This window comes from Pseudomonas amygdali (assembly GCF_002699855.1).
Classification (GTDB): domain Bacteria; phylum Pseudomonadota; class Gammaproteobacteria; order Pseudomonadales; family Pseudomonadaceae; genus Aquipseudomonas; species Aquipseudomonas amygdali.
The window spans coordinates 1-25,093 of the sequence record NZ_LKBW01000308.1 but is presented as its reverse complement, the minus strand read 5'-3'; the positions used below and the strand labels follow the sequence as shown (position 1 = coordinate 25,093).

16 protein-coding genes and 2 pseudogenes are annotated in these 25,093 nt (G+C 60.2%); 7 read left to right on the top strand and 11 right to left on the bottom strand.

Going from position 1 to position 25,093, the window contains the following annotated elements:
* Positions 1 to 182: 182 nt before the first annotated feature.
* The 4 genes from AO277_RS24680 to AO277_RS24665 form a co-directional block, all read right to left on the bottom strand.
* Positions 183 to 410, bottom strand: a complete 228-nt coding sequence (locus tag AO277_RS24680) for a YheU family protein (protein WP_003314533.1) — start codon at positions 408 to 410, stop codon at positions 183 to 185.
* Positions 411 to 477: 67 nt separating this feature from the next.
* Complete coding sequence (locus AO277_RS24675; protein ID WP_002552559.1) at positions 478 to 1,674, bottom strand: osmoprotectant NAGGN system M42 family peptidase; 1,197 nt, start codon at positions 1,672 to 1,674, stop codon at positions 478 to 480.
* A gap of 81 nt (positions 1,675 to 1,755) precedes the next feature.
* On the bottom strand, positions 1,756 to 3,504 hold the full coding sequence (gene ngg, locus AO277_RS24670; protein ID WP_044318868.1) for an N-acetylglutaminylglutamine synthetase: 1,749 nt from the start codon (positions 3,502 to 3,504) through the stop codon (positions 1,756 to 1,758).
* A gap of 3 nt (positions 3,505 to 3,507) precedes the next feature.
* On the bottom strand, positions 3,508 to 5,280 hold the full coding sequence (locus AO277_RS24665; RefSeq protein ID WP_044318869.1) for an N-acetylglutaminylglutamine amidotransferase: 1,773 nt from the start codon (positions 5,278 to 5,280) through the stop codon (positions 3,508 to 3,510).
* A 236-nt stretch (positions 5,281 to 5,516) separates the two neighbouring features.
* On the opposite strand from AO277_RS24665, the gene AO277_RS24660 reads away from it, so the two are divergent.
* Complete coding sequence (locus AO277_RS24660; RefSeq protein ID WP_161795793.1) at positions 5,517 to 8,285, top strand: polysaccharide lyase family 8 super-sandwich domain-containing protein; 2,769 nt, start codon at positions 5,517 to 5,519, stop codon at positions 8,283 to 8,285.
* A 29-nt stretch (positions 8,286 to 8,314) separates the two neighbouring features.
* Here AO277_RS24660 and AO277_RS24655 read toward each other — a convergent pair whose 3' ends face one another.
* The 4 genes from AO277_RS24655 to mnmC form a co-directional block, all read right to left on the bottom strand.
* Complete coding sequence (locus tag AO277_RS24655) at positions 8,315 to 9,394, bottom strand: lipocalin-like domain-containing protein (protein WP_044318870.1); 1,080 nt, start codon at positions 9,392 to 9,394, stop codon at positions 8,315 to 8,317.
* Positions 9,384 to 11,864 (bottom strand): ABC transporter permease, encoded by a 2,481-nt coding sequence (locus tag AO277_RS24650; protein ID WP_044318871.1) that lies wholly within the window; start codon positions 11,862 to 11,864, stop codon positions 9,384 to 9,386. Before AO277_RS24650 ends, AO277_RS24655 begins: the two co-directional genes overlap by 11 nt.
* Positions 11,864 to 12,532: an ABC transporter ATP-binding protein gene (locus AO277_RS24645; protein WP_002552565.1), complete on the bottom strand. Its 669-nt coding sequence runs from the start codon at positions 12,530 to 12,532 to the stop codon at positions 11,864 to 11,866. Before AO277_RS24645 ends, AO277_RS24650 begins: the two co-directional genes overlap by 1 nt.
* Before the next feature lie 174 nt (positions 12,533 to 12,706).
* Positions 12,707 to 14,689: a bifunctional tRNA (5-methylaminomethyl-2-thiouridine)(34)-methyltransferase MnmC2/FAD-dependent 5-carboxymethylaminomethyl-2-thiouridine(34) oxidoreductase MnmC1 gene (mnmC, locus tag AO277_RS24640; protein ID WP_044318872.1), complete on the bottom strand. Its 1,983-nt coding sequence runs from the start codon at positions 14,687 to 14,689 to the stop codon at positions 12,707 to 12,709.
* Positions 14,690 to 14,851: 162 nt separating this feature from the next.
* Between mnmC and pap the strand changes: the two genes are divergently transcribed.
* Positions 14,852 to 16,348 (top strand): polyphosphate:AMP phosphotransferase, encoded by a 1,497-nt coding sequence (pap, locus tag AO277_RS24635; protein WP_044318873.1) that lies wholly within the window; start codon positions 14,852 to 14,854, stop codon positions 16,346 to 16,348.
* A 64-nt stretch (positions 16,349 to 16,412) separates the two neighbouring features.
* On the opposite strand, the pseudogene AO277_RS24630 reads toward pap, so the two are convergent.
* Together AO277_RS24630 and AO277_RS24625 are read right to left on the bottom strand one after the other, a co-directional pair.
* Positions 16,413 to 16,801, bottom strand: a pseudogene (locus AO277_RS24630) (YbaN family protein).
* A gap of 10 nt (positions 16,802 to 16,811) precedes the next feature.
* The gene (locus AO277_RS24625; protein WP_002552569.1) at positions 16,812 to 17,399 is read right to left on the bottom strand and encodes a UPF0149 family protein; all 588 of its coding nucleotides are present in this window, start codon (positions 17,397 to 17,399) and stop codon (positions 16,812 to 16,814) included.
* Between the two features lie 176 nt (positions 17,400 to 17,575).
* On the opposite strand from AO277_RS24625, the gene recQ reads away from it, so the two are divergent.
* The 3 genes from recQ to AO277_RS24610 all read left to right on the top strand — a co-directional run bounded on the left by recQ (position 17,576) and on the right by AO277_RS24610 (position 22,536).
* A complete protein-coding gene (gene recQ / locus AO277_RS24620; RefSeq protein ID WP_044318874.1) occupies positions 17,576 to 19,705 on the top strand; it encodes a DNA helicase RecQ in 2,130 nt (709 codons plus the stop codon).
* A gap of 93 nt (positions 19,706 to 19,798) precedes the next feature.
* Positions 19,799 to 20,233 (top strand): MarR family transcriptional regulator, encoded by a 435-nt coding sequence (locus AO277_RS24615; RefSeq protein WP_002552570.1) that lies wholly within the window; start codon positions 19,799 to 19,801, stop codon positions 20,231 to 20,233.
* A gap of 95 nt (positions 20,234 to 20,328) precedes the next feature.
* Complete coding sequence (locus AO277_RS24610) at positions 20,329 to 22,536, top strand: motility hub landmark protein FimV (RefSeq protein ID WP_044318875.1); 2,208 nt, start codon at positions 20,329 to 20,331, stop codon at positions 22,534 to 22,536.
* 39 nt (positions 22,537 to 22,575) lie between these two features.
* On the opposite strand, the gene AO277_RS24605 is transcribed toward AO277_RS24610, so the two are convergent.
* Positions 22,576 to 22,926, bottom strand: a complete 351-nt coding sequence (locus tag AO277_RS24605) for a topoisomerase DNA-binding C4 zinc finger domain-containing protein (protein WP_005758680.1) — start codon at positions 22,924 to 22,926, stop codon at positions 22,576 to 22,578.
* A 250-nt stretch (positions 22,927 to 23,176) separates the two neighbouring features.
* On the opposite strand from AO277_RS24605, the pseudogene AO277_RS29930 reads away from it, so the two are divergent.
* A pseudogene (locus AO277_RS29930) lies at positions 23,177 to 23,458 on the top strand (PAS domain-containing protein); the annotation flags it as partial.
* A 249-nt stretch (positions 23,459 to 23,707) separates the two neighbouring features.
* On the top strand, positions 23,708 to 24,742 hold the full coding sequence (locus AO277_RS24600; RefSeq protein ID WP_407719288.1) for a methyl-accepting chemotaxis protein: 1,035 nt from the start codon (positions 23,708 to 23,710) through the stop codon (positions 24,740 to 24,742).
* Positions 24,743 to 25,093 lie beyond the last annotated feature (351 nt).

Sequence of the window (25,093 nt, the reverse complement as noted above, 5' to 3'; positions counted from 1 at the left end):
CCGAGCTGGTAAAACAAGGGCCTGCCTGACGGCAGGCCCTAACCAGCCCGAACACAAAAAAACTGATACTCCCTCAAGGTTCACCGAGCCGAGGTCTACAAACTTTCGCAACAAGCGACAACGCCGCTTCAATAGGCGACGTTGTTCGCCTCATTGAAAACCCGATTCAGGCCCGCCCAAGGTTATTCAAAAAACTCCTTGGGCACATCGTGCTTGAGCATCAACTGACATTGCTGACTCTCAAGATCGAAAAAGATTACCGCCTGGCCTTTGGTCAGCGCATGTCGCACACGCAACACGCGGGTTTGCAGCGGTGTTTCGTCGCCGTTATCGGTGCCCTCACGGGTGACGAAATCCTCGATCAGGCGGGTGAGGGTGTCGGGTTCCAGTTGGTCGTAGGGGATCAGCATGACGGTTCTCGTGTCGATGAGCAGCGATGATAGAACTGCGGTGCCAGGCACCGCAATTCACAGGCCCTCAACTTTCCTCGCGATTCTGCCCGATCAGGCTGTCGACCGGTGGCACACGGGTGTCGGATTCCATCTGCGCATCATGTTCGATCTGATGGCTGAACCGCTCCAGTGAACTCTGGGCCGGTTTGGCATCGCTGGCGAACACAGGTGGGCTCAATATGTAAGCACCCAGCAGTTTGCTCAGCGCTGCCAGGCTATCGATGTGCGTGCGCTCATAACCGTGAGTCGCGTCGCAGCCGAAGGCCAGCAGGGCCGTGCGTATGTCGTGCCCTGACGTCACTGCCGAATGCGCATCGCTGTAGTAATAGCGAAACAGGTCACGGCGTACCGGCAGTTCGTTCTCTACGCCCAGACGCAGCAAGTGGCGGGACAGATGGTAGTCGTACGGACCGCCCGAGTCCTGCATCGCCACGCTCACCGCGTGCTCGCTGGAGTGCTGGCCCGGTGCAACCGGCGCGATGTCGATACCGACGAACTCGCTCACGTCCCAAGGCAGTACGCCCGCTGCGCCCGTACCGGTTTCTTCGGTGATGGTGAACAGCGGGTGGCAATCGATCAACGGCTCTGCACCGCTGTCGACAATGGATTTCAGAGCCGCAAGCAGCGCCGCGACACCGGCCTTGTCATCCAGATGGCGTGCACTGATGTGACCGCTCTCGGTGAACTCCGGCAGCGGGTCGAAAGCCACAAAGTCGCCGATACCGATGCCCAGCGATTCGCAGTCGGCACGTGTGGTGCAATAGGCATCCAGACGCAGCTCGACGTGGTCCCAACTGATCGGCATCTCGTCGACGGCGGTATTGAACGCATGACCGGACGCCATCAACGGCAGAACGCTGCCACGAATCACGCCCGTGTCGGTGAATACACTGACACGGCTGCCCTCTGCAAACCGGCTTGACCAGCAACCGACTGCCGCCAGTGCCAGGCGGCCGTTGTCTTTGACTTCCCGAACGCTGGCACCGATGGTGTCCAGGTGCGCCGATACCGCACGGTCAGGGCTATTCTGCTTGCCCTTGAGGGTGGCGCGGATCGTGCCGCGGCGGGTCAGTTCGAATGGGATGCCCAGTTCTTCAAGACGCTCGGCCACGTAACGCACGATAGTGTCGGTAAAACCGGTCGGGCTTGGAATCGCGAGCATTTCCAACAAAACTTTCTGCAGGTATTTCAGATCCGGATCGGGGATATTTGCAGGGGTCATGGATGCTCCTTATGGAACAGTTGCAAGCCACAAGGCCGCAAGGGCTGATAGCCCTTTTGCAGCCTGTGTCCGCAACTGCGATCAGATATGCACAGGCAGGCTGTGCGGAAACAACAGATCGACGAAACGTTCGGCGGTGGGTTGTGGTTCATGGTTGGCAAGGCCCACGCGTTCATTGGCTTCGATGAACACGTACTCGGGCTGATCGGCGGCCGGCACCATCAGGTCCAGGCCGACGACCGGGATGTCCAGAGCCCGGGCTGCACGTACTGCTGCATCGCTGAGCACCGGGTGCAGAATGGCCGTGACATCTTCAAGGCAGCCACCGGTGTGCAAGTTTGCAGCGCGGCGCACGGCCAGACGCTGATCCATCGGCAGGATATCGGCATACTCAAAACCGGCCTCGCGCACTGTGCGCTCGGTCTCCTGGTCCATCGGAATACGGCTTTCGCCATCAGTCGCGGCGGCACGGCGACGGCTCTGGGCCTCGATCAACTGTTTGATGGTATGGCGTCCATCACCAATGACCTCAGCCGGACGACGGATCGCTGCAGCCACCACCTGAAAGCCGATCACCACGATGCGCAGGTCGAGGCCTTCATGAAAGCTTTCCAGAATGACGCGCGTGTCGAACTGACGGGCCTGTTCGATAGCGCTCTGAACGTCTTCGATGGTCCGCAGATCGACGGCGACACCCTGGCCTTGCTCGCCATCCAGCGGCTTGACCACGATTTGCCCGTGCTCTTCAAGAAACGCAAGGTTGTCGTCTGCACTGCCTGCCCGCTGCTGTGCGGGCAAGCGCAGGCCTGCAGCCTTCAACGCTCGATGGGTCAGGCTTTTGTCCTGACACAGGGTCATGCTCACCGCGCTGGTCAGATCGCTCAACGACTCGCGGCAGCGGATCCGCCGACCACCATAGCTAAGGGTAAACAGGCCGGCATCCGCGTCATCCACCTGTACGTCAATGCCACGACGATGGGCTTCCTCAACGATGATTCGCGCATATGGATTGAAATCCGCCTGCGGACCGGGGCCGAGGAACAACGACTCGTTGATGCCGTTCTTGCGCTTGATGGCGAAGGTCGGCAGGTTACGGAAATTCAGCTTGGCGTACAGCGCCTTGGCCTGATCGTTGTCATGCAACACCGACAGATCAAGGTAGCTCAGACCGCGGCTCATGAAGTGCTCGATCAAATGCCGCACCAGCACTTCACCCACGCCGGGACGTGTGCATTGCGGGTCAACCGCCAGGCACCAGAGGCTGCTGCCTTTTTCCGGATCATTGAAGGCTTTCTGATGATCAAGGCCCATGACGCTGCCGATGATCGTGTTGCTGCCCTCATCTTCGGCCACCCAATATACCGGGCCACCTTCATGACGCGGCGTGAGCAGGGCCGGGTCGATGGGCAACATGCCGCGTGCCAGATACAGGTTATTGATGGCTTGCCAGTCCGCTTCGTTATGCGCCCGGCGGATGCGATACCCGCGAAACACCCGGTGCGCCGGTCGGTAGTCGCTGAACCACAGACGAAGCGTGTCCGACGGGTCGAGAAACAACTGCTGCGGCGATTGCGCCAATACCTGCTGCGGCGCCGCCACATACAAGGCAATGTCACGCTCGCCGGGCTTTTCGTTGAGCAGGTCCTGGGCCAGTGCTGCCGGATCAGGGTAAGTGTGACCGATCAGCAAGCGACCCCAGCCACAATGCAGCGCCAAAGGCTCTGCGTCTATCTGGCTGCCATCTTCGGCAAGACGCGCTTGCAGACGTTCGTACGAGGGCGACTGGCCACGCAACAAGCGCTGGCTATAAGTCGTCGCGTTCTGTTTCATCAATCACAGTCCTTGTTCGCTGAGCCACAGGTTCAGCGCTGCCAGTTGCCACAGCTTGGAGCCGCGCAATGGCGTGAGCTGGCCCTCTGGGTTGGTCAGCAACTTATCGACCATGGCCGGATTGAACAGGCCGCGGTCCTGACTGGAGTCGGTCAACAGTTCACGCACCCAGTTGAGGGTGTCGCCCTGCAAGTGCTTGAGGCCGGGAACCGGGAAGTAGCCCTTCTTGCGGTCGATCACTTCCGAAGGAATGACCATACGCGCGGCTTCTTTCAGCACCTGTTTGCCACCGTCGGGCAGCTTGAATTTACCTGGGATGCGAGCCGACAGTTCGACCAGACGGTAGTCAAGGAACGGCGTACGCGCTTCCAGTCCCCAGGCCATGGTCATGTTGTCGACACGCTTGACCGGGTCATCGACCAGCATCACCGTACTGTCCAGGCGCAACGCCTTGTCGACCGCGGCGCTGGCGCCGTGCTGGGCGAAATGATCGCGAACGAAATCACCGGCTGCGTCGTTGGCTGTGCGCCACTTCGGCTGCACCGTCTCGGCATATTCCGCATAGCTGCGGTCGACAAACGCATCGCGGTAGGCCGCAACCGGGTCGCTCGCGCCGTCTACTTGTGGGTACCAGTGGTAACCGGCAAACAGTTCGTCAGCGCCCTGGCCGCTCTGTACCACCTTGCAATGCTTGGACACTTCACGCGACAGCAGGTAGAAGGCGATGCAATCGTGGCTGACCATCGGCTCGCTCATGGCGCGGAACGCCGCAGGCAGCTGTTCGATGATCTCGCTTTCCTGAATACGCAACTGGTGGTGGCGTGTGCCGTAATGCTTGGCGATCAAGTCGGAATACTGAAATTCGTCGCCACGCTCGCCACCGGCATCCTGAAAGCCGATAGAGAAGGTCGACAGGTCTTCTACCCCCACTTCACGCAACAGGCCGACCAGCATGCTGGAGTCGACACCGCCGGAAAGCAGCACGCCGACGTCTACCGCGGCACGCTGACGAATCGCCACTGCTTCACGGGTGCTGTCCAATACGCGGTCGCGCCAGTCTTCGAGCGTGAGGTTTTTCTCGTCTTCATGAGGACCGTAAGGCAGGGTCCACCAGACTTTCTGCTCGACCTTGCCGCTGGCGTCGATGCGCATCCAGCTGGCTGGCGGCAACTTCTCGACGCCCGCCAGCAGCGTGCGCGGGGCAGGCACCACGGCGTGGAAGTTGAGGTAATGGTTGAGCGCCACCGGATCAAGCATTCCGCTGATATCACCACCCTTGAGCAGGGCAGGCAGCGAAGACGCGAAGCGCAGGCGCTTGTCGGTTTTCGACAGGTACAACGGCTTTACGCCGAGGCGGTCACGGGCGATGAACAGCTGCTTGCTGTCACGCTCCCAGATGGCGAAGGCGAACATGCCATTGAGCTTGGGCAGCATGTCTGCGCCCCAGGCGTGATAGCCCTTGAGCAACACCTCGGTGTCGCCACCGGAATGGAACTGATAGCCAAGGCTTTCCAACTCGGCACGCAATTCCGGGAAGTTATAAATCGCACCGTTGAAGGCCATGGACAGGCCCAGGTGACTGTCGATCATCGGCTGCGCCGAGCCATCCGACAGGTCCATGATTTTCAGACGGCGATGACCAAGGGCAACCGGCCCCTGGCTGTGAAACCCCCACGCATCCGGGCCGCGAGGCGCCAGCTCATGGGTAATGCGCTCAACAGCGGCCAGGTCCGCTGGTTGATGGTCGAAACGTAATTCACCTGCTAATCCGCACATAAGTACTTACCGGGTTTCCGTTGGGGAGGTGACTGAGAAAGTGCAGTCACCCAGAAACTGACCCAGTGCGGGCATGGTAGTTTTAGATCAAAAAGTTATAAGCGTTTGAGATATATCCCTTGCTGCAGCCCGGCGGGTGCGACTGGACCTATCAAGATTGCTAGTGATGGTTCAATGCCCAGGCAGCGCATGATTCAGCCAAATAGCACCTGCTGCTACCAGGACGGGATAGTGCAATGGACGCAAACACTTGGGTTTCGATGAGGGAAATAAACTCTGAGCGGGATCTGATCGCGGGGGAGAATCTACAGATCACTCTTATCAATACCGCAAGGGGAGAACCGGTAGAAACCGTTCGGTTCTCTCCGACGCCTGCAGTGGGGCAGTACGAGTGGACGAAAGCTTTCGCAGATTACATCAACGCTACGGCCGTGCACCTACGTGCAGGCGTCCGGCAGACCGATGGGACATTCAAGACCGAGCACAGCAGTTACTTGAATAAAATATGGACAGATTCAGCGCCTGATCGTGTTGCGCTCACCACCGCATGCCGTTTCAATCAGTGGTCGGATCTATATACAGTCAACGCGGTAGGCGCGTTGCCTGAAGGTACGACTATCACGTGTAATCTTCTCAACAAGTCGACAGGCGACCTCTACCAGACCGTTCAATGTCATGTCCCGACTGAGCGTTTGGGCAGATATTGGTGGCCTGCCTATTTGAGCGAGATGATTAACAACAGAGGAGAGCTGCTACGCGCTGGAGAAAAGGATGACGCCCAGAAAAAGTTCGTTCCTATTGGCAGCAGTTTTCGTAACCACGTTTGGGCTCCGGCCGGATTACCGCTGACGCTCGAATTCGATGTCGGCTTTTCGCCAGCCGCATTGGCAAGTGCCGCGCAGGTGTTTACGCGTCTTTGTGATCAGATACCCAAGTCTATTCCGTCTGCGCAGGATATAGACGCCTGGTTGAGCGGTTTTTCTGACGGTAAGTTTCGAGACATCACCTACCCCGCGCAAGGTTCGACAGTCGAGGATATCAGTGGGCTCAATCTGCATCTGGACAGGGCCTTCAGAATCGCCTGCTATCTCTTCAGTCAGGCAACTGCATCGCCTGCGCATTATCTGTCTCATGCGCTGGAAGCACTGAACTTTTACGCCAGACAGGACTACAAAATCAGCTGGTGGAATCGACAGATTGGCCTTGCCAAAAAGGCTGGCCGCACGGCTGTGCTGCTCGCCAAACATTTGACCGGCTCAGAGCTGATCAAGCAGTTCATTCCCTACGCCATGAAGACCACAAACACCTATGCCTACACCCAGACTGGCGCCAATCTGGCTGACTTTGCGTCCGTTCAGATTCTGTGGAGTGTCAGCGCATGGAAGAACTCTGGGCAGGGCAGCTGTTTACTGTATCTGCGCGCTGCGGCAGATGTGCTGTCCGGGCTGTGCCAGCCAGTCGAACGCGAGGGCAAGGAGCATGGAGAAGGGGTAAGCGTGGATTACGCTATCAATCAACACAATGCCCTCAACGGTAGTCAGTACTGCATGCAGCTTTACTCAGGATCCTATGGCGCTGAGTTGTTGAACAGAATTGTTGAAGGTGCAGTGGTGCTGGTCAGCGAGTTTTCACTCACAGCGACTGCACTGTCTGAACTGGTCAATGTTGTGGTGGAGGGTATGGGATGGATGGGCTACGCCAGCCGTATGGATTTCCACGTCAATGGAAGGGCGATCAGTCGCGGTGTTCCTTCCAATGCTCACATTGCGAAATGGGCTGAAGTACTGTTGCCCTTTGCAGATACTGCCAACAAAGAAGCACTCAATGAATTGATTCGACGCACAAGTGGCGATGAATCAAACAACCAATACTACAGCGGTGGACGTCTTTTTTGGGTCAATGACTATCTGGCCCATATCGGCTCTCACTACTGTGTGTGGGCCAAGGCGATTTCCACTCGTACAGTGGGTGGAGAAAGTGGCAACGGCGAGAACCCGAAAGGTTATTGCATGGGCGCGGGCACCTGCTTTCTGACTCATCATGGCAAAGAGTATGAGGGCATCCAGCCGGTCTGGGACTGGCAACGTCTACCGGGTACGACCGTCGAACAAGTTCCGAATTTCAAATGGCCCAATACTGCCTGGGGGGTAAACATGTGGGGATCTCACGACTTTGCAGGAGGCGTGAGTGATGGAAAGAGAACCCTTCTGTCCATGGAGTTGTCCAGAAAAAACGTGACTCATGCCTATAAGACGGTCATGGCGACCGATGATCGTGTGACTTGCATGGGGACCGGAATTGATACTCGCTCTGTCATGTTTCCGGTGGTTACCTGTGTCAATCAGTGCATTGCACGTGGTCCGGTGAGGTACCTGACGATCGACAATCAAGAGCATACACTTGAGCAGGGTTCGCTGACGGCTGATAATATTCAGGCCGTTTACCATGATGGCTTCGTCTATACGCTGGCATATTTCCGCTCTCGCCCTACCGTGACTATCGAGGTGAAAAGCCGCAGCGGTGCCTGGTCTGACATCAATATCAACGGCTCCCCCTATACGGTGACACTGCCTGTTTTTTCGCTTTGTATCCATCATCAAAAAGGTGAGAACGGCTCTTACTGCTATAGCGTCAGTCCTTCAGAAGATCTCTTGGACGGGGCGCTCCTGCCAACAGCTACCGTATTCGAAGCCGGCATGGCTAATGAACACATCGTGTACGATGGCGAGGCCGTAATGGTGAGTTGTTTCGATGCGGAGTTAACGCGCAGATGGGCGCAGGAAGCCGGCCATGGCTTCTATCCGGAACAACCGTGCGTTTATATTGCAGAACAGCAGGACGCGCAGGTTAAATTGACCTGCGCCGACCCCACGCAGACCCTGGAAAACTTGGCATTTGTCATCAAGGCAGATGAGCGGGGCACGCCACTGGTCAGGCTGGTAGTACGCCTGCCGCAGGGTGATGAACGAGGGCGCTCTGTAACCGTCAACTTCTTGATTGATTAGTTGATGTCCGCAAGGAGAAGAGACGGGTATCAATAGCCCGTCATCTCCAGATACCCGACTCCCTCCTGGCTACCGCTGAACCTCACCGGGCCTTCCCAGTAGGGAATACTGGTGCCCATCCAGGCCTTGGAATTCAGCGCTTCGGTGGTGATGTTCAGGTTCCTGCCGGGAATTTTGATTGCCCAACGGGTCGGTACCTGATGCTCGCCTATTGAGGTCTCCGTGAGTGGTTCAAGGCCGATTTCATTGGCGTGCAGCAAACTTGTCGTGCCATCGGCGCTGATCCAGTTGCCGGTCAGGTAGGGTGTGCCGTCCTTGTGGCGGATGCGGTAAAGCATCAAGCGGTCGCCGCCTGCCAGTTGCAGCGAGAACCAGTCCCAGCCGCTCTGATTGGCGGTCAGTGGCTGGCTGCTCCACTCCCGGTCCAGCCAGGCGTTACCGGTGACCTGATAGGTTTTTCCTTCAATTAGCACACTGCCTTCGGCGTCGAAGAAAGGCTGGCTGTAGTAGTACGACGCCTGGCCCGCTTCCGATTTCTGGCTGTAGCCTTGTTCGCCCTGCAACACCAGCGGCTTACTGGAGGTCAGGTGCAGGTTGTAGCGGAAGTCCTTGCCGCTGGCCTTGAGTTGCATCGATGCGAGCGGGTCTCCGGTTTGAGCAGTGCTGGTGAATGCCCAATCGTCGATCCACGCCGAGAAGGGCACCGACGTCACGTTTGCCTGGCCGACTCCACCCCGTGCGTAACGCTCTGCCACGTAATGGCCGCTGCTTGAAGTCGCCGCTGCATGGCCCAGCCAGATCGTGCCGTCATTCCACCCGCTGCCGGTCTGTTGGCCGGGTCGCAGGGCATTGCGAAACAACGTCCACTGCACGCCGAACTGCTGGCCCGCGTCGTCCTTGAGGGTTGCGGTGATGTACCACCACTCGATACGAAAGCCGGGGTGCTGGCCGTGGTCCTGCGGGAATGAAAAGACCTTGCCGGGTGTCACCTGCGCATAGCTGTCGGCCGTATTGCCCAGACCGGCGAAACCGCTTTCAGGCTGCGGTTTGTCGTCGCAGGCGGTGAGCAGCGCTGCGACGACCAGCGGCATCAGCCATTTACTGTTCATTGGCGAATGTCCTGATTAGATCCGCTGGACGGCTGCGATACAACTTCAGCAGCGGCCAGGCCGAGGCCAGCAAAGTCGCCAGCATCGCCAGTGCCATCAAGTGCATAAGTTGCAGCGGGAACACCTGAAGCGGCAGGCGCCAGCCAAAGGCGCGAACGTTGATCACCGCATCCAGGCACCAGGCCAGTAACAGCCCCAGTGGTAGCGCGAGCACCAGTGTCAGGACCGCTAGCAGCCAGGTCTGTCCCAGGTTGAGCAGCATCAGTTGCCGTCGCGTGACACCCAGCGCCCACAATGGGGCGAGCTGCCCGAGGCGGCTCTGGCTCTGGGTCAGCAGGCTGATGAACAGCGCCACGCCAGCCACGCCCAGTGTCAGGCTGTTGAGTGCGGCAGTGGCGGCAAACGTACGTTCAAAGACCTGGCTCGACCAGCCCTTGAGCTGGCTTTGATCGATGATGTGATTGTCGTCCAGCTTGAAACGCGCTTGCAGCCGGGTGACCAGCGACGGGATTGCTGCCTGATCGACTCTCAGGTTGAAACGCACCGGCATCGATTGCGGCCAGTGGGCGAGCAGGTGCCGGGCATTGACCAGCAGATGGCCCTTGGGGTTGCCATAGTCGGCATAGATCCCGACGATGCGCGGGGTCCACTTGCCAGTGGGCACCGGGATGTTCAGCGTATCTTCCAACTCCAGTTGAAGGCGGCGGGCCAATTGTTCGCTGAGCATGACTGTGTCTTCATCGCGCAACAGATTCCACGGATCACCGGCGACGGATTCCAGCAACGCCCAGTGCTGGCGATAGGTGTCGTGATCGATCACGCCAAACAGGTCCGCAGGCCAGCCCTGGACTTGCACCGGCACTTGCCAGTTGGGCAGCACGGCGCGGATAGCCTGTTGCTGGCTCAGCCAGGTGTTCAGCGGCCCGGCCTGCTCCGGATTCTGCGGGCTGACATACAGTTCGGCGGTCAGGCGTTGCTCCAGCCAACTGTTGAACGTCTGACGAAAACCCGACGTCATGCTGCCTGCGCCGATGTTCGCGGCCATCGCCAGCAGCAGGGCCATCAGCGCCAGACTCAGGGCGGGCAACTGTTGACGGCAATCCGCCAGAAACCACTGCCCGAGCACCGAGCGGCTGCGCGTCAACAGACCGCCAAGCATGGTGTCCAGCAAAACCGGCAGGGCTAGCGCGGCACTGAGCAGCAGGGCGGACATCATCACAAACCCCAGCATCAGACTGGTGCCGAATAACAGCGCGCTCACCCCCACCAACGCGCCCAGCAGCGCCACCCACGCCTGGCGCTGCAACCATCGCGCATGCGCTTGCTGCCATGCCTGGGCATCGGCCAGTGCCAGCAACGGCAGGCGCGCAGCCCGCAACAGGCTATTGGCACCGGCCAGCAACGCGCCAAGCAGACTCAGGCCGATACCGCTCAGCCACCACCACAGACTGAGGTTCAACTGGCCGGCGACCTCCGCGCCGTACAAGCCGCGCAGACTGGCCGCGACATCCGGCAATAACAGGCTGGCCAGCGTATAGCCGCTGACCACGCCGAAAATACCGCCCAACAGAGCCAGTGCGCCCAACTCTACGCCCAGGGCAGCTATCAACAGGCGTGCGCTGACGCCACAGGCACGCAAGTTACGCAACAGCCCACGGCGCTGTTCAAGGGCCAGGCCAATGGCCGCGTGGACAATTAACAGGCCGACGATGAAGGACAGCACCCCAAGTGCGTTCAGATTCAGGTGGAAGCTTTCGGTGAGGCGCTCCAGATTGTTTTCTTCGCCGCTTTTCTTGATCACCAGCAGGTCATTCAGGGCTGCCGGTAGCGCAGGGTTTTGCCTGGCAAAATCCTTGGCCAGCAGCATTCCGGACAATTGCCCCGGCTGGCTCAATAACGGTTGCGCAAAGCCTATGTCAGTCAGCAAAACGCCGGGCGCCATATCGGGTTTAGCGTGCAAGGGGGGCAGCGGAACACCGGTTTCGGTCAACGGTTGCTGGCCTTCTTCGAGCCCCAGCGCTTGCAGGGTCTGCGGCGCAATCCATGTCATGCCCGGCGGCGTGAGGAAGTCCACGACCTGTTCGGCGTTCAGCGTCTGCCCGGCCAGTGCCGAGCCGGTCGGCAAGGTCACTGGCTCGATACCCATCAGTTGCAGGCGACGGTCTTCGCGCCCTTGAAGCACGATACGGCCTTGCAGCATGGGCGATACGGGCCAGCCTTCGCGGCGCAACTCGATAAACAATGCCTGCGGGAACAGCCCGCCGCTGCTGGCGGCGATACGGGTCTGCGGCTCGCCGCCAATCAGCTGGCTGGCGCGCTGGTAGCTTTCCCGTGCCTGACTATTGAGCGCCTGCACGCCGGTCAGCAGTGCGGTGGCCAGCCACAGGCCGGTCAGCACGCTGAAAAACTGCACGGGGTGACGTCGCCAGTGGCTCAGCAATGCGCGCAGCGTCCAGTAGAAAACCCGCATCAGCGCTCGCCTTCGACAGCCAGACGACCGAGATGCAGCACCACTTTGCGCGCCAGTCGGTCAGCGACCCGCGGGCTGTGGGTGACCATCAACAGGCTAGTGGGGCTGTCGGCGAGCACATCCAGCAGCAGTTGCAGCACTTCGTCGCTGGTGGTCTCGTCGAGATTGCCGGTGGGCTCGTCAGCCAGCAGCAGGCTGGGCCGTGAAGCGAGGGCGCGACCTATCGCTACCCGCTGCTGTTGTCCGCCGGACAGTTGCTCGGGATAGCGATTCAGCAGCGTGCCCAGACCCAGACGCTCGATCAGGCGCGCCTGCCAGAGCGCATCGAATCGCCCGGCCAGTCGTGCCTGGAACGCCAGATTGTCAGCGATTTTCAGGCTGCCGATCAGGTTGAACTGCTGAAACACCAGACCGATTTCAGTCCGCCGCCAGTTCGCCAGCTGGCTTTCGTTCATCAGGTCCAGGCGTTGGCCGGCAACCTCGATGCTGCCGTCATCGACCTGATCAAGGCCCGCGACCAGATGCAGCAAGGTGCTTTTGCCACTGCCGGATTCGCCCATCAACGCCAGGCTTTCGCCCTGTGTCAGGTGCAGGTCCACGCCCTTTAATACATTCAGCGGCCCCTGTGCCGTGGTGTAGCGCTTGAATACGTTTCGCACTTGCAGCATGAGCGGCTCAATGGTTCTGACTGAGTTAAAAGAGTAGCGCCTGAGCGCAAGCGCGTCGCGACCAGATATCAGCTATCGTGCGACGCTCCGCGTCGTCATGCCGTTCAGGACGCTCTGCGTCCTCTTTGCTACGCAGAGCGTCGCGACCTGCATTCCCGAACGACAATCATAAAGCTACTTCCCGCCGCCGCGAATCAGCCCGCGCAGGGCAAACCGGTTAGGGTGACAGGCTTCGGCAACGCTACGCGGCAAGGGCAGAGGTTCGTTATCGAGCCAGGCGGCGATCAGTTCGCCACACAGCGGCGCGGTGATCAGCCCGCGCGAACCGTGGCCGCTGTTGACGTACAGGCCGTCCAGCCACGGGCAGGCGATGTTGGGCACCTGGCGCGCGTCCTTGCCCAGGGCAGCATAGGCCTGAAGGAATGCTTCGCGATCGGCCAGCGGCCCGACGATGGGCAGGTAATCCGGGCTGGTACAGCGAAAGGCTGCGCGACCCTGCAACTGCTCGGGCGACAAATCGGCGGTCTCGAGGCGCGAAGTGAGGTCTTCTGAAATCTCCCGCAACAGCCCCAGATTGTCCAGATGATCGGCCAGGTTGGGGGTCAGATCAGTACTGTTGAAATCGAAACTGGCACCCAGTGTATGTTCGCCCAGACGCGCGGGCGCGACATAACCTTCGGCGCACACCACACTGCGCAATGCCGCGCTGGCCTGAGTCTGCGGCAAACGGGTGATCTGCCCGCGGATGCGTTTGAGCGGTAAATCGGCGCTCTGCGAAAACTGCTTGATATCCGCCGCCCCGGCCAGCACGACGACCGGAGCACTGTCGATCAACTGTTCGTCACTCCAGACCTGCCACTGATCATCGACGCGTCTCAGCTCCAATGCCTGCTGATGAGCGATCAGACGGATATTGGCGTGCGCGGCCTGTGCGTGACACAGCGCAGGCGGATGAACCCAGCCGCCCTCGGGGTAAAACAGCCCGCCACTGTTCAGCGCAACGCCGCTTTGCGCCTCGGCTGCCGGTTGGTCGAGCAGGTGCAGGAGTGATTCGGGGAAGGCATCGGCCAGCTGTTTCTGACGCAGCGCTTCCTTGTCATCGAAGGTCAGTTGCAGCACCCCGCAAGCGTCCCAGTCGACACCGCGCTGCAAGCGTTCAAGCAGCCTTCGCGTGTGGCCAAAACCACTGAGGATCAACTGTGAAAGCGCTGTGCCATGCGCCGATAACTTCAGGTACAGCACGCCCTGCGGGTTGCCGGAGGCTTCCTGCGCGGGTGCGGCGTGGCGCTCCAGCAGGGTGACCTGCCAACCCCGCTGCGCCAGGCTCTGTGCGGTGGCGCAGCCTGCCAGCCCTGCGCCGATCACCAGCGCCTTGCGCTCGCCGCTAATCGGAGCGGGGCGGGCGAACCAGGGTTTGGCGGCAGGAGAGGGTGCAGCATCTTCAGGCCAGGCGATAAACGCGCCGCGCAGCACTTCCCATTTATGACCGATGCCCGGCACCCGCTTCATTTTGAAGCCTGCTGCGTTCAGCGAGCGCCGCACCCAGCCGGTGCTGGTAAACGTGCCTATCGTGGCGCTCGGTGCAGACAGGCGCGCCAGTTCGGCAAACAGTTCGGGTGTCCACATTTCCGGGTTTTTCGCTGGCGCAAACCCGTCGAGAAACCACGCATCAACCTGTCCGTCCAGCTGCGGCAGCATCTGCAGCGCGTCACCAATCAGCAGGGTCAGGGTCACGCGGCCGTCATCGAATGCCAGACGCTGAAAACCTTCATGCACAGCCACATATTGATCGAGCAATTGACCCGCGAACGGCGACAGCTCTGGCCACAACGCCAGGGCACGCTGCAGGTCGGCGCGGCTCAGCGGGTATTTCTCGACGCTGACGAACTGCAGGCGCGCATTGGCGGGCGCGCACTCGTCGAACAACTGCCAGGCACAGAGGAAATTCAGCCCGGTGCCGAATCCGGTTTCACCAATGATCAGCCTGCCGTCCTCCGGCAGCTCGCTGAAACGCCGACGCAGGTCGTTCTGGACCAGAAACACATGGCGCGTTTCGTCCAGACCGGACTCGGTGGAAAAGTAGACATCGGAGAAATCGCGGGAACGCGGGTTGCCTTGTTCGTCCCAGTCTATCCGGGCGTGGCGGGTAATGGTCATGTCAGGCTCAGCGGTGGCAGTGGGCGCATTTTAGCCGTGTGCGAGGATAAAAGTGCGATCACTGCTGCGCCGATTGACCGATGCCCGCAATCGGTGGTCAGAATGCTCACTGAGGGTTGTCCACCGGGCGTTCTCTGAGCCATCCGCAATCAGGAGTTGTGCATGTTTGAATCCGCTGAAATCGGTCATGCCATTGACGACGAGACCTACGAAGCTGCTTTGCCCGAGTTGCGCGAAGCCTTGCTGGAGGCGCAGATAGACCTGCACGAGCAGGCCGGTCGGCAGATCATCTTATTGATCAACGGCATAGAGGGCGCAGGCAAGGGCGAGACCGTCAAACTGCTCAGCGAATGGATGGACCCGCGCCTGATCGAGGTACGCACCTTCGATCAGCAGACCGACGAAGAGCTGGCCCATCCACCCGCCTGGCGCTACTGGCGACAACTGCCTGCCAAGGGGCGCATGGGAATCTTCTTTGGTAACTGGTATAGCCAGATGTTGCAGGGCAGGGTCCATGGGCGTTTCAAGGACGCGGTGCTCGATCAGGCCATCAGCGGTGCCGAGCGCCTGGAAAAGATGCTCTGTGACGAAGGCGCGCTGATCTTCAAATTCTGGTTCCACCTGTCCAAGAAGCAGATGAAGCTGCGCCTCAAAACCCTCAAGGATGATCCGCTGCACAGCTGGCGCATCAGCCCGCTGGACTGGCAGCAGTCCAAGACTTACGACAAGTTCGTGCGCTTCGGTGAGCGGGTGCTGCGTCGCACCAGCCGCGAATATGCGCCCTGGCATGTGATCGAAGGCGTGGACGCCAACTACCGCAGCCTGACGGTCGGCCGTCTGCTGCTGGAAGGCATGCAGGCCGCGCTGAACAAGGTCGAGCCCGAGCCCGCTGCGCTCACCGTTGGCCCGTTGGCGATCCATGACAATGAGTTGACTCTGCTGGACAGCCTCGACCTGAGCCTGCACCTGAGCAAGGACGACTACCAACAGCAGCTCATCACCGAGCAGGCGCGTCTGTCCGGCAACATGCGCGACAAACGCATGAAAAGCCATGCACTGGTGGCTGTGTTCGAAGGCAACGACGCGGCAGGCAAGGGCGGCGCGATACGTCGTGTTGCAGCGGCGCTCGACCCGCGTCAGTACGCTATCGTACCGATTGCTGCACCGACTCAGGATGAACGCGCTCAGCCGTATTTGTGGCGTTTCTGGCGGCAGGTACCGGCGCGCGGCAAATTCACTATTTTTGACCGTTCGTGGTACGGCCGGGTGTTGGTCGAGCGGGTCGAGGGCTTTTGCAGCGAGTCCGACTGGAAGCGCGCTTACGCCGAAATCAATGACTTCGAAGAGCAGCTCACGGACGCAGGCATTGTGGTGGTCAAATTCTGGCTGGCCATCGATCAGCAGACCCAGCTGGAACGTTTTCAAGAGCGCGAAAAGATCCCGTTCAAGCGTTACAAGATCACCGAAGACGACTGGCGCAACCGCAAGAAATGGCCGGATTACCGCCAGGCAGTGGGCGACATGGTGGATCGCACCAGCACCGAAATTGCGCCGTGGACACTGATCGAGGCCAACGACAAGCGCTGGGCGAGGGTCAAGGTGTTACGCACGATCAACGAGGCGCTGGAAAAGGCGTTTGGCAAAGACAAGAAGAAGTGATCGTCTGAACCGCGTGCCTGTCTGCATCGGCATCGGCATCGGCACTGGCGGGCGCAGCGGGGCATCATTTGCGAGGCGGGCGCGTTTTCTGCCTGATGATGTAAATGGTCACCAGCACCGCGCTGGTCAGCATGAAGGCTCGTGCCCAAGGCTGTGCGATCAGGTAGCACGACAGGCTGATGCTCAGCCACATCAGGCCGATTGCGTACACCTTGCCCTTGAGCGGGATGCCGTTGCCTTCAAAGTAGTCTCGAATCCATGGGCCAAGCCGCGGGTGGTCGACCAGCCAGTGGTAGAAACGTGGAGAGCTGCGCGCGAAGCATGCAGCTGCCAGCAGCAGAGCACCGGCAGGAATATCCCGATGACGCCCGATACCACGCTCAACCAGCCAACCGCTATCAGCAGATAGCGCACCGAGCGGTGACGGCTGGTGCGCGGTGAGTCTTGCGCCATAGGCGCAGACTCAGTGGTGGCGGGGCTTGAGGATCGCCGGCTTTTCGTCCGGAGCCTGGCAGAGCAGGTACAGGGCGGTCAGTGCTTCGGGGATTTGCACGATCATGTCGTCCATCAGGTTGGCGTCCTGAGCGATGTCGGCGAACTCCGGCTGCTCATCGAACAGGCCCGAACCGACCATGATCGGCAGGAGCATTTCGCTGACTTCTTCCTCGGCACTTTCGAACCAGGCGTTTTCACGCAGGAACACGCCTTCCATGAAGCCGATGCACCAGCCACGCAGGTCCGAATCATCCGGATCGTCGCCCAGGTCGAGATCACATGGCAGTTCGAACTCTTCGTCCGACGCCAGCTGGCGGGCAATGTGTGCCTTGAGTGCGATCAGCGTGGCTTCGACTTCTGTCTGTTGCGCCTCGCTGCTGTACTGCGGCGGCTCGGAGAACAGCGCGTCGATCCACTCGCGCTCCGGCACGTCTTCGGCACAGATAGACAGGGCGGTCAGGTAGCCATGAGCGGCCACGTAGTCCAGTGCTTCTTCGTGCAGTTCATCTGCATCGAGGAAGACTTGCAGGCGGGTTAATTGCTCAGCGAAGGACATGGAAGCGCTACCTTGAAAATAAACGATGCTGGATTCTAGGCCCTGAGCGTCCTTGGCGCCAGCGCGCAGGCCAATTGCGGTTAATTTCGACCGCTCATGTCCGAGCCATCCATTGCTCCCGAGCGCTCGGGTATACTCCCCCGTTTTGCAGTGCAGCAGGATATTCCGGGGTTTTTATGCTTGAGCAGGCACAACGCGTACTTAAAGACATCTTCGGTTACGACAGCTTTCGTGGTCGCCAGGGTGCCATTATCGAGCGTGTAGCCAACGGTGGCGATGCACTGGTGCTGATGCCGACCGGTGGTGGCAAGTCCCTGTGTTTTCAGGTGCCGGGGCTGTTGCGTGAGGGGCTCTGTGTGGTCGTCTCGCCGCTCATTGCGCTGATGGACGATCAGGTCGCCACGCTGGATGAACTCGGTGTGTCCGCTGCTGCGCTCAACTCCACCCTCAGTGCCGAGCAACAGCGCGAACTGGCTAACCGCATTCGCCTGGGCGAAGTGAAAATGCTCTACCTCGCCCCGGAGCGCCTGGTGCAGCCGCGCATGCTGTCGTTCCTGCAAAACCTTCAAATTGCCCTGTTTGCCATTGATGAAGCGCACTGCGTATCGCAATGGGGTCATGATTTCCGCCCTGAGTACCTGCAACTGGGGCAACTGGCCGAGCTGTTTCCGGATGTGCCGCGCATTGCGCTGACTGCCACCGCCGACAAGCGTACCCGTGAAGAAATCGTCACGCGCCTGCACCTGCAGAGCGCCGAGCGCTTTCTGTCCAGCTTCGACCGGCCAAACATCTTCTATCGCATCGTGCCCAAGGAACAGCCGCGCAAACAGCTGCTGGCGTTCCTCTCCGAACGGCGCAGCGATGCTGGCATTGTCTACTGCCTGTCGCGCAAGAAAGTCGATGAAGTGGCCGTTTTTCTGAGCGAAAACGGCTATCCCGCGCTGCCGTATCACGCCGGGCTGCCCTCGGAAACACGTGCTGCCAACCAGAAACGCTTCCTTAATGAGGAAGGGCTGATCATGGTGGCGACCATCGCGTTCGGCATGGGTATCGACAAACCCAACGTGCGTTTTGTTGCGCACATGGACCTGCCCAAATCGCTTGAGGCCTACTATCAGGAAACCGGCCGGGCCGGGCGTGATGGCCTGCCTGCCGATGCCTGGATGGCTTACGGTCTGCAAGACGTGCTGATGCTCAAGCAGATGTTGCAGAACTCCGAAGGTGACGAGCGCCATAAGCGTCTGGAGCAGCACAAGCTCGACGCCATGCTCGCCCTGTGCGAAGAAACCCGTTGCCGCCGACAGACCCTGCTGGCCTATTTCGACGAAGACATGCCCAAGCCATGCGGGCATTGCGACAACTGCGTCGATGGCGTGCAGACCTGGGATGCCACCGAGCCTGCGCGTCAGGCGCTGTCGGCCATCTACCGTACCGGCCAGCGTTATGGCGTCGGTCATCTGGTCGATGTGCTGCTGGGCAAATCCAACGACAAGGTAGAAAGCTTCGGCCATCAGCATCTGTCGGTGTTCGGGGTCGGCAAGGCACGCACCGAGGCCGAGTGGCGCTCGCTGTTCCGCCAACTGGTGGCGCGCGGGCTGGCAGACATCGACCTTGAAGGCTATGGTGGCCTGCGCTTGAGCGACACGTGCCGGCCTTTGCTGCGTGGCGAAGTTACTCTGGAACTGCGCCGCGACCTCAAGCCACAAACCACTTCAAAGAGCAGTTCCGGCAGCCCGGCGAGCCAACTGGTGCGCGGCGAAGAGCGCGAGCAGTGGGAGGCCTTGCGTGCCTTGCGGCGCAAACTGGCCGAGGAACATGCCGTGCCGCCTTACGTCATTTTCCCGGACTCGACCCTGCTGGAAATGCTGCGCAGCAAACCCGGATCAATGGCCGAGATGGCCCGAGTGGGCGGCGTGGGCGCGCGCAAGCTGGAGCGTTACGGCGAGGCCTTTCTTGAAGTGCTCAGTGGCAAGGCCGAGGCACCACGGGTGGTGGCCGATGTACGCCACGAGCTGATCAGCCTGGCGCGTGCCGGCATGACCCCCACGCAGATCGCGGGCCAGTTGCAGTGCTCGGAAAAGAATGTCTACACCCTGTTGGCCGAGGCCATCGGCAAGCAGCAGCTGTCCATCGAGCAGGCACTGGACTTACCGGAAGACCTGTTGGGCGAGGTTCAGGATGCCTTTCTCGATGGCGAAGGAGAACTACCACCGGTGTCGGCGATTGCCGAGCAATTTGCCGGGCGGGTGCCGGAGGGTGTTTTGTATTGCGTGCGAGCGGCGTTGCAATCGGAATTTGAGGTATAACAGCGTGCGACGAAACGTCACCGTCCCGCGCTTGCCTGAACATAAGGACCATGCTTAGCTCGCTAATAATTAGTTTGAATCATGAGTTTCCTTATGCCATTGACTGATGAACACCGTTTCGGGATGCAACTCGGACATCTCACCCGGGGCTGGCGCGCCGAACTGGATCGTCGGCTTGCCGATCTTGGCCTGTCTCAGGCGCGTTGGCTGGTCCTGCTGCACCTCGCCCGGTTCACCGAGCCGCCCACCCAGCGCGAGCTTGCGCAAAGCGTGGGCGTCGAAGGGCCGACCCTGGCGCGTTTGCTCGACAGTCTTGAAAAGCAGGGCCTGGTTCAGCGCCAGGCAGTGGTCGAGGATCGACGCGCGAAAAAGATCCTGCTCAGTGATACTGCCTTGCCACTGATTGAAAAGATTGAAACCATCGCCAATGTGCTGCGTATCGAGCTGTTCGAGGGCGTGAGCGAGGAAGATTTGCGCGTCAGCATGCGGGTGCACTCGCAGATTCTGGCCAATCTGGAAAGATCCTAAGACGAAGCCGGGCGTTCTCAACCATAATCTTGCAACGGATACTGAAGTCCAACTGATTACGTGAGAAGCCTGCTGTGGTTTCTATAAGGGTTCGCATGCTGAAGAGTTCACTGGCTGCTGTCGAAGGTGCAGGTCGCAGGGCGCGCGGGGTGTTTTGCAAGAGCGTCATAGCGGCGTCATTGCTGGCCTGCTCTACGCTGGCGTCTGCGTTGGGGCTGGGTGAAATCACCCTGCACTCGGCGCTCAACCAGCCGCTGAATGCCGAGATCCAGTTATTGGAGACCGGCGGTCTGAGCAACGAAGACGTTGTTGCCAGGCTTGCGTCGCCCGAGGCTTTTGCCAAGGCGGGCATAGAGCGGGTGTTCTTTCTCAACGACCTGCGCTTCACCCCTGTGCTGCGCGGCGATCGCGGCGTGATCCGGGTGGTATCCACTAAACCGGTCACCGAACCCTACCTGAGTTTTCTCGTCCAGTTGGCGCGGCCGAATGGCGATTTGCTGCACGAATATACGGTGTTGCTTGATCCTGCCACCTCACCGCAAGGTCTGGCCGCCACGCGCAGCCGCAACACGCAACGTTCGACGGCCTCGGCGCAGGAAAGCCGCATGCCGGTCGCGCCACCGGCCGCCGTGCAGGGCAAGCATTACACGGTTGTCAATGGCGATACCCTGAATGGCATTGCCAGCCGTTTGCAAGGGCCGGGTAACAAGGTTTCGGCAAGCCAGCTGGCAGACGGCATTCGTTTGCTCAACCCGCAGGCATTCGCGGCGGGCGCCGGTTCCGCCCTTAAAGTTGGCCAGGATTTGTTGCTGCCCGATTCCGCTGTATTGCAAAGTGCCGCTGCGCCTGCCGCCAGCCCGGAGGCGTCGTCACCCAAGCCTGCCGAGTTGCAGCGCACCGCCGAGCAACTGTCGGCGGCCGCCATTGAAAACCAGCAACTGGCTCAATCGCTGGAGGCGCTCAAAGCCCAGACTCAAGAATTGCAAGAGCAGATGAGTGGCAAGGACAAGCAAATCACCGCGCTGCGCAGTGATCTTGCCGTTGCGCAATCCGCTGCCCGACCTGCCACGCCTGCCGCACCTGCAATAACTCCGGCTACTCCTGCTCAACCGGCCGCTGACCCGACGCCAGGCACCGATTCATTCCTGAGCCTGCCGATACTGCTTGCTGCCGTGTTGATTGTGCTTCTGCTTGTAGCGTTTGCTTATTCGAGACGACGCCAGCAGCGCAAACAGTCCGCAGCACCTGCTGTTGCGCCGGATGAGCAACTGATCAAACCTGCTCAGGCGACCATGCTTCCGGTGTTCGAAGTGCCCGCCGTTGCGCCACAGCCCGTGGTGCAGCCACCACCGACCCCGGCAGCGACCAAACCACCGGCAGCGCAACGTTCGGCTGGCTCTACGCCGGATGCGCTGGACGGCGTCAGCATTTACATCGCCTACGGGCGCTTTACCGAGGCGATGGGCATTCTGCGCAGCGCCCTGGAAAAGCAGCCGGAGCGTGATGACATTCGCATCCGCTTGCTGGAATTGCTGGCGGAGCAGGGCGACGGCAGCGGTTTTGTTCGGGAAGAGCAATCAGCGCTGGAGCACGGTGTTGATCCGCAGACCATTCAAGACATCCGCGACCGCTTTCCACAAATCAAGGCCGCCGAAGTTGCGCCTGTGGCGGCGGTCGTCCCTGCCGCTGCGGTCGCGGCTACCACGCTGTCTTTCGAAAAGTCCGAGCCCGAGCCAGAGTCTGCCGCCTACTTGCAGCCCGATCTGGAGCCTGAACCCGCGGCGCAGCTGGACGAAACCGCCGCAGCGGCGCTGAATCCGAAGGACGAGTTTCAGTTGAACCTCGATGACCTGTCGATGGATGCCGACTGGGATCTGGTCGATCCATTCGACAGCCCGCCGCCGCGCATCATGCCAGCAGCGGCGACTGCTGCGCCAGCGCCCGCTGACGTCGACCCTGGTTTTTCTTCGGACCTGACTCAACTGCCGGAAGTCTTTGAGCTCTCGGATGAGCAGTTCCTCAGTGATTTCTCCGAGCCCGATGTCATCGAGCCCATCGAAGTGGTGGCACCTGCCGCCGCTGACGACCTGAGCGATGACTTTCTCGACAGTTTCATGAGCGACGACGCAGAGTTCGACCTGCTGGACCTTGAAGAGCCACCGCTCAGCCAGATCAATCAGGCGCAGGTGCTGATCGAGGAGGGCGATCTCGAGTCGGCTCGTGAAATTCTGCAACAGGTCATTGCCGAGTCCGACGAGGAGCATCGGCGCATGGCGCGGGAACTGTTGGCGGGCATCAGCTGAACCCGTTGTTTCCTTGAGCAGGCGTGGCCGGTCTGGCGTTTAACGAAAGATCGGCCGAATGCCCCGGCATTTCGGATACGCCACGCAGCCCCAGAACTCACCGGCATTCTTGCCGGTCCGGGCCACCTTGATCACCATGGTTTTTTTACAGTGCGGACACGCTGGCGCTGCGGGCTTTGCCGGCAGCTTTGGTGTGGCCGGTTCACGACGCTTTTCCGGGCGCTTGGCGCGGCTGGTTTTGACAGGCTTTTGCGGTTGCGGTGAGTGTGCTGCGGGTTTGGTGGGCTGCACATGTTGTTGCTGATCCGCTGTCTGACCGGCAACCCTGCTCAGTAGCCTGCGAAACGTGCGGATCAATGCCGCCAGAGCAGATGTCGTGTTGCGTGCCATAAAGGTGCCTTGAGTCGCGTCGCGTCCAGGGGCGGCATGGTGCAGGCATCCTCGTCAGGACGCAAACTCCTACGTGGCGATCATGCCCGTCTGCTGTTCCCCGCCCCACCTAATTGCCGCCTGTCGCTAAAGCCCTGCGTTTTGTGGGCGATAACAGTGCACGAGGACTGCCGGTTGCCACCCTGAAGGGTTGTGCTACACCTTCAGCACACGCCCGGCATATCAAGCATTATCACGGAGTGAATTATTAATGCGCGTCAACATGCCTATCACGCAGACTGAACGGACTTTTCCGGCATCTGAACGCCTCATCTCCACCACCGACCTCAATAGCCACATTACCTACTGCAACGATGCCTTCGTCGCGTTGAGCGGTTTTACCCGCGAAGAACTGGTCGGCCAGCCGCATAACCTTGTGCGCCACCCGGATATGCCGGCTTTGGTGTTCGCCCATATGTGGGAAACCATCAAGCAGGGCAAGCCGTGGATGGGCGTGGTCAAGAATCGCTCCAAACAGGGTGACTATTACTGGGTCAGCGCCTACGTGACGGCGGTGTATGAAAACGGTCGAATCGTCGGCTATGAATCCGTACGCTCGTTGCCTACCCGCGATCAGGTTCGTCGGGCGGAAGCATTGTATGCACGGCTGCGTGCTGGCAAATCGGCGGTGTCGGCAACCAGCTCGGCGGCCTATCACTTGGTTCGTCAGCTACCGATGATCCTCTGCGCCCTGGCACTCGCTGTCGGCGTCTACCTGCTCGACGATCTGCCTTCGATCATCATGATTCCGATTGTAATGGTGGTGCTGGGCGGTTTTCTGGAAATGCGTCAGCGCCGCAGCATTCGCAACACCCTTGAAGAACATCCCAAAGCGTTCACCAGTTCTTTGGTTGCGCTGACCTACAGCGACAACCGTGGCCCGCAGGCGCAACTCGATCTGGCCATGCTCAGCGAAGAAGCCCGCCTGCAAACTGCCCTGACGCGCCTGGCCGATACCGGCGAGAGCGTACGCCAGCATGCCGGGCGTTCTGCGCAACTGTCGTTGCGTCAGGCCGAGTCGCTGGACCAGCAGCGCAGTGAGGCGGATCAATCGGCTACGGCCATCAATCAGATGGCGGCGACCATTCAGGAAGTGACCCACAACGTACAAAACACTGCCCACGCCGCCGAAGAAGCCGACAAACTGGCGCAGCAGGGGCGTGGTCTGGCCGATGAAAGCCTGCTGGCGATTCGGCACATGGCCAACTCGGTCACCGACATCGGCAACGCAGTGGGTGAACTGGCCAGCGCGACGCAGTCAATCGGCAGCGTGGTTGACGTGATCACCTCCATCGCTCAACAAACCAACCTGCTGGCGCTCAATGCGGCCATCGAAGCGGCCCGTGCCGGTGAGCAGGGGCGTGGCTTTGCGGTGGTGGCCGATGAGGTTCGCTCGCTGGCTTCCCGTACGCAGTCCTCGACCGAGCAGATTCAGCAAATCATCACCTCGCTGCGTGATGGTGCTGACCGTGCGGTGCAGACCGCCAACAAAGGCGAGCAGATCTCCCAGGAAAGCGTCGCCAGCGTCGAAGCCGTGCAGAAGGCCCTGGACGGCATCAGCCAGTCGGTGACCCGCATCACCGGGATGAGCCAGCAAATGGCCTCGGCATCCGAAGAACAGAGCCACGTTGCGGAAAACATCAGCCAGCAGATTACCCGTATCGCGCAACTCTGCGACGAGAGTGCCAGCCAGGCGCAGCAAGGCTCGCAGATCAGCGGCGAACTGGAAGAAATGGCGCAGTACCTGCACAGCCTGGCCGAGCGGTTCAGTCGCTAAGCATGCGCAGAGGACGCAGAGCGTCCAGAACGGCATTACCACGCGGAGCGTGGTAACGAGAATTGGGGGGATTGCGCCTGGGTGCGTTCACACTACAACCCCACTGTCCGGGCCTCAGCCTGACCTCAGAAGGCGTAGCCCGAAGAGGACGCAGAGCGTCCGGAACGGCATTACCACGCGGAGCGTGGTAACGAGAGTTGGGGTATTGCGCCTGGGTGCGTTCACACAGCAACCCCGCTACCCAGACCCCAGCCTTACCTCAGAAGGCGTAGCCCGAAGAGGACGCAGAGCGTCCAGAACGGCATTACCACGCGGAGCGTGGTAACGAGAATTGGGGGTATTGCGCCTGGG